General features: G+C 39.4%; 9 protein-coding genes. 5 read left to right on the forward strand and 4 right to left on the reverse strand.

The genetic code is table 11. From position 1 onward, the window contains the following. The 4 genes from Q8907_08640 to Q8907_08655 all read right to left on the reverse strand — a co-directional run. A partial coding sequence (locus Q8907_08640; GenBank protein ID MDP4274330.1) for a FeoB small GTPase domain-containing protein occupies positions 1 to 835 on the reverse strand: 835 nt, incomplete at its 3' end. Beyond that, positions 832 to 1,077 carry a FeoA family protein gene (locus Q8907_08645; GenBank protein ID MDP4274331.1) on the reverse strand — a complete coding sequence of 82 codons (246 nt, stop codon included), beginning with the start codon at positions 1,075 to 1,077 and terminating at the stop codon, positions 832 to 834. The genes Q8907_08640 and Q8907_08645, both read right to left, overlap by 4 nt. Before the next feature lie 47 nt (positions 1,078 to 1,124). After that, on the reverse strand, positions 1,125 to 1,493 hold the full coding sequence (locus tag Q8907_08650) for a metalloregulator ArsR/SmtB family transcription factor (GenBank protein MDP4274332.1): 369 nt from the start codon (positions 1,491 to 1,493) through the stop codon (positions 1,125 to 1,127). A gap of 376 nt (positions 1,494 to 1,869) precedes the next feature. Further along, the gene (locus tag Q8907_08655; protein MDP4274333.1) at positions 1,870 to 2,634 is read right to left on the reverse strand and encodes a DeoR/GlpR family DNA-binding transcription regulator; all 765 of its coding nucleotides are present in this window, start codon (positions 2,632 to 2,634) and stop codon (positions 1,870 to 1,872) included. 316 nt (positions 2,635 to 2,950) lie between these two features. Here Q8907_08655 and Q8907_08660 point away from each other — a divergent pair, with 316 nt between their 5' ends. The 5 genes from Q8907_08660 to Q8907_08680 form a co-directional block, all read left to right on the forward strand. Further along, on the forward strand, positions 2,951 to 4,519 hold the full coding sequence (locus tag Q8907_08660; GenBank protein ID MDP4274334.1) for a glycerol-3-phosphate dehydrogenase/oxidase: 1,569 nt from the start codon (positions 2,951 to 2,953) through the stop codon (positions 4,517 to 4,519). A 58-nt stretch (positions 4,520 to 4,577) separates the two neighbouring features. Further along, on the forward strand, positions 4,578 to 5,495 hold the full coding sequence (locus tag Q8907_08665) for a glycerophosphodiester phosphodiesterase family protein (protein MDP4274335.1): 918 nt from the start codon (positions 4,578 to 4,580) through the stop codon (positions 5,493 to 5,495). A gap of 34 nt (positions 5,496 to 5,529) precedes the next feature. Beyond that, the gene (locus tag Q8907_08670; protein ID MDP4274336.1) at positions 5,530 to 6,867 is read left to right on the forward strand and encodes a sn-glycerol-1-phosphate dehydrogenase; all 1,338 of its coding nucleotides are present in this window, start codon (positions 5,530 to 5,532) and stop codon (positions 6,865 to 6,867) included. Between the two features lie 99 nt (positions 6,868 to 6,966). Then, entirely contained in the window at positions 6,967 to 8,268 is a 1,302-nt protein-coding gene (locus Q8907_08675) for an MFS transporter (protein MDP4274337.1), read from the forward strand. 67 nt (positions 8,269 to 8,335) lie between these two features. Continuing rightward, positions 8,336 to 9,085 (forward strand): HAD-IIA family hydrolase (locus Q8907_08680; GenBank protein MDP4274338.1); only part of this gene is annotated, 750 nt, incomplete at its 3' end.

A 9,085-nucleotide genomic window follows, 5' to 3' on the forward strand; every position in this document is an offset into this window, starting at 1 on the left:
CCAGCTTATCACTCAGGGAAATTTTTCTGTGAGTGATGGTTTCTATTTCCCGGGTAATCTGGTAGGCGAGATTGCTTCTTTCATCGGCAATGACAAGGGAAGAATCATGCCCGTGAATTTCTTCCAGTTTCTCACAAAGTTGTTTTGTTTTTTCTAAAACCTCAGGTTTTTTATCCCTTAAAAGTTTTGTTACATCTTTGTCTTTTTCCAGGAGTTTGATTGCTATCCATCTCAAAGGGTAGGGAAGAGGGATGGCCTGCAGCATTGTTGATAATTCGCTGATGCAGTCTTCTATTTCCTTTCCATACTTAAGAATTTTATGTTCAACTTTTTTACCTTTCAGTTCAATTACTTTATCAATGATTTTTGTCAAGCCCGAACCTTGGGAAGCAACAGTAGGAATGACAGGGGTATTGAGAATACCCTGCAATTTTTGATAGTCAATGAGGATACCTTTTTTTTTGGCCAGGTCGGTCATATTTAATACCGGAATAATTGGGCATTCCAACTCAAGAAGTTGAAGGGTAAAGATCAGATTCCGTTCAAGGTTTGTAGAATCAATGATATTGATTACACAATCGGGTCGTTGATAAATAATATATTCACGGGAAATGACTTCTTCAACCGAAAAGGTAGTTAGTGAATAAATTCCTGGTAAATCAAGTACATCTATGGTGAATCCGTGGTAGAATAAGGTTCCTTCAAACTTTTCAATTGTTTTTCCTGCCCAATTGCCGATATGCTGATGTAAGCCGGTTAAATAATTAAAAATCGCAGATTTCCCTACATTTCCCTGGCCGGCTAGTACAATATTGATTTTTTTTTCTTCATTCATCTTTGCGCCACCATTATTTTTGAAGCCAATCCCCAGCCAATAACTAATTTTGAATCGCAAACTTCAATTTGTAAAGGCCCGGAAAACAAGGCCTTTCTTACAACCTTTATTTTTGTTCCCGGAGTCAGTCCCAGGTCTGCCAGTCTTTTTGTTGCCTTTTCCCCTCCGATTACTGAAACGATGATGCCAACTTCACCTTCTTTAATTTCCGTCAATATCGTTTTGTTTTCTGCACTAATCATCTTTTATTATTTATATATGAACACATATTCAATTGTAATTTAAAAAATTATTTTTCCTCAACATGCCTTAATCCTTCTGCAAAAAGATTGTTGATGTGCAAATCGTCAAGGGAATAAAAAATTAATTTGCCGGCTTTCCTGTACCTTACCAGTTTCATATTTCTTAAAGTTTTCAACTGGTGGGATATGGCCGAGTTTGTGGTTCCAATAATGGCCGCCAGGTCATGAACGCATAATTCATTTTCCTGGCACAAAGCGTAAATTAATTTAATCCGCGTAGGATCACTCATCGCTTTAAATGTTTCGGCCAGGTAATGAAAGAATTTTTCCGGTTTCATATTGGTTTTCACCGAAAGGACTTTATCCTTTTCTACAAATTGTAATTCCGGGGATGAAGAAATATTCGTTTTTACCATTTTTATATGTGAACAGTTGTTCAAATATTGTTTGCAAATGTATAAAATTTTAAATAAAAATCCATCCTTTTAAAAGGGATCCGTAAATATTGGAAGAATTTCAAACAGTAAAACAGTTAACTGCCTTTATTTCAGTTATATAAAATGTCGGTGGTTGCTGTGATTTTTATACCTTATTATATAGGTATTAAAAGGTGCATAGTTTGATACAAAATGTAAAGGCCTGCCTGCATTTTTTTATTCTACTTCAGACATGCGGAATTTTTATGTTGTGGGCAGAAAAAAATGAACAAGGATATAAAGGAAACATAACGGTTTAACGGCCAAAAAAAAGAAGCCCGTGAATGGGCTTCTTTTTCAGTATTTTTTGTAACTATTATACAATAATTAATTCAATACCAATTTCTTCGATTGATTTGGCCATGGTATCCGAAATGCCTGAATCGGTGATGATCACATCAATCTGATCGAGGTTGCAAATTTTCCCGAATCCGCGTTTGCCAAATTTGGATGAATCAGCCAGAATAATGGTTCGCAAAGAGGCTTCAATCATCTTTTTATTCAGGAGCGCTTCTTCTATGTTTGAATTGGTAATCCCATATTCTACATCTATTCCGTCCACACCCAGGAAAAGCTTTGAACAGGTAATATCGTCAAAAAATCTGAGGGATGCTTCGCCAATAACAGACAGGGAACTTTTACGCACAAATCCTCCCAGCTGTATTACATCAATATTGCTGATATTGTTAAGTAGCGTGGATATCTTAAGGGATGCAGTAACCACCGTCAAGTACTTTTGAGGTTTTATATGCTCGGCAAAATTGTATACAGTTGATCCTGAGGCAATAATAATTGAATCGTTTTCTTCTATAAATTTACAGGCGGCTGAAGCAATTCTTTCCTTTTCATCTTTTTTCATTTTTTCCTTCAGGTGAACATCCACATCTGAGGCCAATGGATTACCCGGACTTGCACTGCCATGGGTACGATAAAGTAACTTTTTTTCTTCAAGAAATTTCAAGTCTTTTCGAACCGTAACAGTTGTTACGTCTAAATCTTTAGCAATATCTGCTACTTTGACAAAACCATTTTTCTGTAATGACTCTAAAATATATTTATGTCTTTCAGCTATACTAAGCATTTGCATTCAATTTTAAAATTATATGGTAAATATAATTATTTTTTCTATTTAATCATTTCTTTATTATTCTTTTTCTAATTAAAATGAAAGTGATTTTAAAGAAAAGAAAATATTTTCATTTTTAAGGGAATTTACTTGCAGTTTATCTGGTTTAAAGGTCAAAAAATGAGATATATAAAAATTAATATGCAGATAGGGTTAAGTTATAAAAATAGGATAAAAATTAAAATAGAATTTGTTTTATATTTATTAATAGCATATTTTTACTCCGAAAAAAAACGATAAGAGTGCAATACGAAACTATAAAACAATTAAAATGAAACGAAGTGAATTGTTGAACAAAATTTCAAGGCATAATTATATCAGTGATATCATAGTCATTGGAGGAGGGGCATCCGGATTGGGAGCAGCAGTAGATGCTGCTTCAAGGGGATTTAGTGTAATTCTGCTGGAGCAGGCTGATTTTGCCAAAGCTACTTCAAGCCGGAGCACAAAGTTGGTACATGGCGGGGTCCGTTACCTGAAACAGGGGGATGTTCAAATGGTCGTTGAAGCGCTTCATGAACGTGGCCGTTTACGGAAAAACGCCCCCCAGTTGGTCAAAGACATGCGTTTCATCATTGGAAATTATCGTTGGTGGGAAAAACCTTTTTATACGGTAGGTTTAACCTTGTATGATCTTTTGGCCGGAAGGCTGGGCCTGGGCCGTTCATTGCCACTTAGGAAAAAGACAGTCATGAAAGAAATTCCTGCCTTAAAACAAATCGGTTTGAGGGGAGGAGTAGTCTATCATGACGGACAATTTGATGATGCCCGCATGGCCATTACCCTTGCCCAGACAGCAGTTGACCACGGAGCCGTTTGTCTGAATTATGTGAAGGTTACTAAATTGTTGAAAGATGGACAGGGAAAATTGAACGGGCTAACTGCTGTGGATCAGTTAAGCGGTGAAGAATATACGGTCAAATCAAAGGTAATTATTAATGCTACCGGAGTTTTTGTAGATGATATCATGAAAATGGATATGCCTGAAGCAAAGAAAAAAGTACGTCCAAGCCAGGGGGTACATTTGGTGGTAGACAGCAAATTTCTCGGCGGAAATTCTGCACTGATGATTCCCAAAACCAAAGACGGACGTGTTCTGTTTGGGGTTCCCTGGCATAATAAAGTAGTGCTGGGTACTACCGATACTCCTTTAAATGGCGCTACCATCGAACCTCGTGCTTTGGATCAGGAGGTGGATTTTATTTTGGATCAGGCCGGGCAATATCTTGGACTGAAAATTTCACGTAAAGATGTATTGTCTGTTTTCGCAGGCCTGCGTCCTTTGGCTGCTCCTACCCACGATGATAGCAAGAAAACAAAAGAAATTTCCAGAAATCACAAGATATATGTATCTAAATCAGGTTTGTTGACTATAACCGGGGGAAAATGGACCACTTATCGTAAAATGGCCGAGGATATCGTCAATCGTGCCATAGAAATGGGCAAATTAGAAAATAAACCCTGCGTAACAAAAGAATTGAAGGTTCACGGTTATAAAAAAGATGTAGATATGGGAAAATGGGACTATGTTTACGGCAGTGACAGTGAAAAAATTCATTCCTTAATAAAAGAAGACAGCACCAATTCAGAGCTTCTTCACAAAGATTTTACTTTTACCAAGGCACATGTTATTTGGGCAGTCAGGGAAGAAATGGCCCAGTCGGTTGAAGATGTATTGGCCAGACGCGTGAGGATGCTTTTCCTGGATGCACGGGCTGCCATTGAAACAGCTCCCAGGGTTGCTTCTATTATGGCTGAAGAATTAAGTAAGGATAAGAAATGGGAAGAGAATCAAATTGATAAGTTTACTCAATTAGCTAGAAATTATATCTTAAATTAATATCATTGCAGGAAATTTTTTGCTGGAAGATAAAATCGATATTCAAATTTGAAACAAAATGATGGTAAAAAGAAAGTTTGTGATTTACGGAGTTTCCGTTGCCCTGTTTTTTTTAGGAAGTAATTTGTTCAGTACCTCAAATGTTGCTGCACAATCTCAAAAGATTTATACTTTAAATATTAATAATAACAAAGACCTTCATGATTATTTCAGCTACAAAGGTGATGGAACTATTCTGGTTAGCGGACATAGAGGTGGCAGAGAAAAAGGATATTCTGAAAACAGCCTTGAAGGATTTAAAAATGTATTAAATAGGATGCCTGCCTTTTTTGAAATTGATCCCAGGCTTACTAAAGACAGTGTCATTGTTTTGATGCATGATGCAACCCTGGATAGAACAACAACCGGGAAGGGCCGTGTTTCCAATTACACCTATGCCCAACTTCAATCTTTCCGACTAAAGGACAGGGAAGGGAATGTTACCCCTTATTCTATTCCGACTCTATCTGAGGTAATAAAATGGAGTAAGGGCAAGACGGTGGTCAATCTGGACAAAAAGGACGTTCCTATGAAAATGATTGTTGCACTGATCCGGAAATATCATGCCGAAAATCATGTAATGCTTACCGTACATACAGGTGCTGAAGCCAGGTATTATTACGACCGTTTCCCAAATATCATGTTATCTGCTTTTGCCAGAACCATAAGTGAATATGAAGATCTGGCTATTTCCGGGGTACCCTGGAGAAACATGATAGCCTATGTTGGCCCTACAATCAATTCAGGAAATCAAAAAATAGTGAATCTTTTACACCAAAAAGGAGTAAGGTGTATGGTTTCCTTTGCCCCTACTCATGATACCCTGGCAACGCCCGAGCTAAGACAAAAAGCTTATAAAGAAGAGATTGAAAAGCATCCCGATATTATCGAGTCTGACATTCCTACTGAGGTTTGGGGAGTGATGAAGTCTAAGTAAATTTTTCATTGAAGATAAACAAAAGCAATTTTATATGTCCAGAGTTGAAAAAGCATTAAAAGCAGCGAGTGATACGCGTGATCTTATTGTAGGATCCGGAGTCATTAAGGAGGTTGCCGATTTGTTCAGAAAACAATTTCCCGGGAAGAAAGCAATTGTAATAGCCGATACTACAACTTATTCAGTGGCCGGTAAAACGGTTTCAGAAAGATTAAAATCTGCAGGTATTGAACAGGAAGCTCCGTTCATATTTACCGATCCTGATCTTTATGCTGAGTATTCCTATATAGATCAATTGGTCGCTGCATTGAAAAATCATGATGCAATACCTGTAGCCGTTGGTTCGGGAACAATTAATGATTTAACAAAATTGTCTTCACATCTTGCCGGAAGGCGTTATATGTGTGTGGCAACGGCAGCATCGATGGATGGATACACCTCTTTCGGGGCTTCTATTACTGCCAATGGGGCAAAACAGACGTTTAGTTGTCCGGCTCCACAGGCTTGCCTGGCCGATATAGATATTATCAGCAAAGCTCCCGAAAAGATGACTGCTTCCGGCTATGCCGACTTGTTTGCAAAAGTTACTGCCGGGGCAGACTGGATTCTGGCCGATGCCCTTGGAGTTGAACCTGTTGACCCAACTGCCTGGAGCATTGTTCAGGATGGTTTGCAGGATGCTTTATCTGACCCGAAAGGAGTACATTCCGGAAATCCCGAGTCAATTTCTGCCTTGATTGAAGGCCTGATGCTAGGAGGATTTGCCATGCAGTGGGCTAAATCAAGCCGTCCTGCCTCCGGAGCGGAACACCAGTTTAGCCATTTGTGGAACATGGAGCATCATTTGAATCATGGAGAACACGTTTCTCACGGTTTTCAGGTGAGTATTGGCATGCTTTCCATTACAGCTTTTTATGAGCAGGTTTTAAAAACCCCCATGGAACGGCTTGATATAGATGCCTGCTGTAAAAATTGGCCTTTGCCGGAAGAATCAGATGCAGAAGCCCTGAAAATGTTTACTGGGACTGATTTCCCAAATATAGGTTTGCAGGAAACCAAGGCTAAATATATTTCCCGTGAAAAACTGGCTATTCAGCTGGCTACCCTTAAAGCAAATTGGGCAGAAATTCAGGCCCGTTTGTCTGAACAATTGTTGCCCTATGCACAAGTAAAAGAATGGCTTCAGGAAGTTGGAGCTCCTGTCGAACCTGAAGAGATTGGCATATCCCGTGGGCGTTTGCGGGAAACATTTGTCCGTTCTCAGTATATCCGCCGGCGCTTCACTGTTCTTGACCTGGCTGTACGTACAGGATATATGAATACCTGGTTGGACGGATTATTCCAGAAGGGCGGAATTTGGGAAATAAAGTAAGAATAGGAAGTTTTAATAATAAACTAAAAGCAAACAAAATGTAGGAGCCCAGGAAATTTTATCGGACTTTAAACTGAAATTATTTATAAATCAAACCTAATGAATACTAGCATCAAAAGTACCTATATGTCCATGACTCCTGAGGTAGCAAAGAAGTTTAAATACTGGCAGACCCGGACAATCATTTTCAGCATGATGGGCTATGCCATGTTTTATTTTGTACGGAAGAATTTAAGTGTGGCCATGCCGGCAATGGAAGCTGATTTAGGAATAACAAAAGCCGAACTGGGACTTTTCCTTACGCTTCATGGCTTAATATATGGAGTGTCAAAGTTTCTCAATGGATTTTTAGGAGACCGGCTAAACGCCCGTTATTTTATGATCACAGGATTAATCCTGTCTTCGGCCTGTAACATCATCTTTGGATTTAGCTCTGCAGTGGTTGTCTTTGGCATCGTATGGATGTTTAATGGCTGGTTTCAGGGGATGGGATTTCCTCCCTGTGTCCGTCTGTTGACCCATTGGATTCACCCCAAGGAATTAGCTACCAAAATGTCGGTTTGGAATACTTCACATTCCATTGGAGCAGGACTTGTAGTAATCATTTGTGGCTATGTCGTTTCTTTAGGTTGGAGGTGGTGTTTCTTTTTCCCTTCGATTATTGCTTTAGCCGGTGCGGTCGCCCTTTGGTTTGGTTTAAGGGATGTTCCGTCTTCAGTGGGTTTACCAGAGATTAATGTCAAGGGAACTGAGGAAGAAGCGGTTGAGCATAAAGAAACTTCCAGGGAGTTTAAAGAGTTCGTGCGCAAGAAAGTATTTATGAACCCCTATATGTGGGTTATAGCGATAGCCAATTTTTTCGTGTATGTCATTCGTTATGCTGTTTTAGACTGGGGCCCGACCATGTTGAGTGAATGGAAACATATTTCGATTAGTAATGCAGGATGGATGGTCGCAGCTTTTGAAGTATCCGGCATTTTGGGGATGCTGGTAGCAGGAAGGGTTACAGATAAATATTTTGGGGGAAGAGGTCCGAGGGTTTGTGTTTTCTGTATGATTTTGGCCTCTGTATTCGTTGCCCTTCTCTGGTTATTACCTTCTCCTCCTATTTGGATGGCCACAATGATATTAATGGCTGCAGGTTTTTCCATTTATGGCCCTCAGGCCCTAGTGGGGATTGCAGCAGCAAATTTGGCTACAAAGCGGGCTGCTTCATCTGCAGCTGGATTTACCGGTTTATTTGGTTATGCAAGTACTTTGGTTTCAGGATGGGGATTAGGACTTTTAGTTGATAAATGCGGTTGGGATTACGCTTTGGCTGCATTGATTGGAGCTGGTCTTATAGGAACTGTTGTATTTCTGATGGCTTGGAAGGCTAAAGCTAATGGATATGAAGATTAATAAAAAAATTATGAATTTTAAAGATATAGAACAAATGGGTATAGGTTCTTACAAATATATAGAACAGATGGGTATAAATTCTGTTTCTGAATTGAATACCCGTTTACAAAATATCCGGCATATAGCCCTGGATATGGATGGTACTATTTATAACGGGGGTACCTTGTTCAATTTTACCCTCCCCTTTTTAAAAAGAATGAAGGAAAAAGGAATAGGATATTCTTTTTTAACCAACAATTCTTCAAGAAATACGGATAATTATTTGAGCCATCTGGCCAGTATGGGCATTTTGGCCACCGATGACGAAATATATACTTCTGCACAGGCTACAATTGACTATTTAAAGGTAAATTTTCCTGATTATAAGCGCTTGTTTATTTTGGGAACTCCCAATGTGATAAGTGAATTTGAAAGGTCCGGATTTATATCTACGGTTGATGATGCCCATGATGTTCCCGATGCGGTTGTTGTATGTTTTGATATGACGCTTACCTATTCCCGCTTGTGCAGGGCTGCCTGGTGGATAAAACAAAATGTGCCTTTTATAGCCACTAATCCGGATAAGGTTTGCCCGACTGATCTGCCCGTTGTCCTGGTGGATTGTGGTTCAATTTGTTCCTGTTTAAAAAAGGCAACGGATCATGTTCCGGATGTTGTTATTGGAAAGCCAGATCCACGAATGTTGGTCGGGATCGAGCACCGTTACCAGGTTAAGTCTTCCCAGATTGCTGTGGTTGGCGACCGGATCTACACGGATTTGCAGTTGGCCTATAATGCCAAGGCATTGGGCGTGCTTGTTTTAACCGGAGAAACAAGC

The sequence above is a fragment of the Bacteroidota bacterium genome (genome assembly GCA_030706565.1).
Lineage (GTDB): Bacteria > Bacteroidota > Bacteroidia > Bacteroidales > JAUZOH01 > JAUZOH01.

Excerpts from the sequence above, each read along its gene's own strand:
- Q8907_08645 (MDP4274331.1), bottom strand. The coding sequence starts at position 1,077 with ATGATTAGTGCAGAAAACAAAACGATATTGACGGAAATTAAAGAAGGT.
- Q8907_08650 (MDP4274332.1), bottom strand. The coding sequence starts at position 1,493 with ATGGTAAAAACGAATATTTCTTCATCCCCGGAATTACAATTTGTAGAA.
- Q8907_08655 (MDP4274333.1), bottom strand. The coding sequence starts at position 2,634 with ATGCTTAGTATAGCTGAAAGACATAAATATATTTTAGAGTCATTACAG.
- Q8907_08660 (MDP4274334.1), top strand. The coding sequence starts at position 2,951 with ATGAAACGAAGTGAATTGTTGAACAAAATTTCAAGGCATAATTATATC.
- Q8907_08665 (MDP4274335.1), top strand. The coding sequence starts at position 4,578 with ATGATGGTAAAAAGAAAGTTTGTGATTTACGGAGTTTCCGTTGCCCTG.
- Q8907_08670 (MDP4274336.1), top strand. The coding sequence starts at position 5,530 with ATGTCCAGAGTTGAAAAAGCATTAAAAGCAGCGAGTGATACGCGTGAT.
- Q8907_08675 (MDP4274337.1), top strand. The coding sequence starts at position 6,967 with ATGAATACTAGCATCAAAAGTACCTATATGTCCATGACTCCTGAGGTA.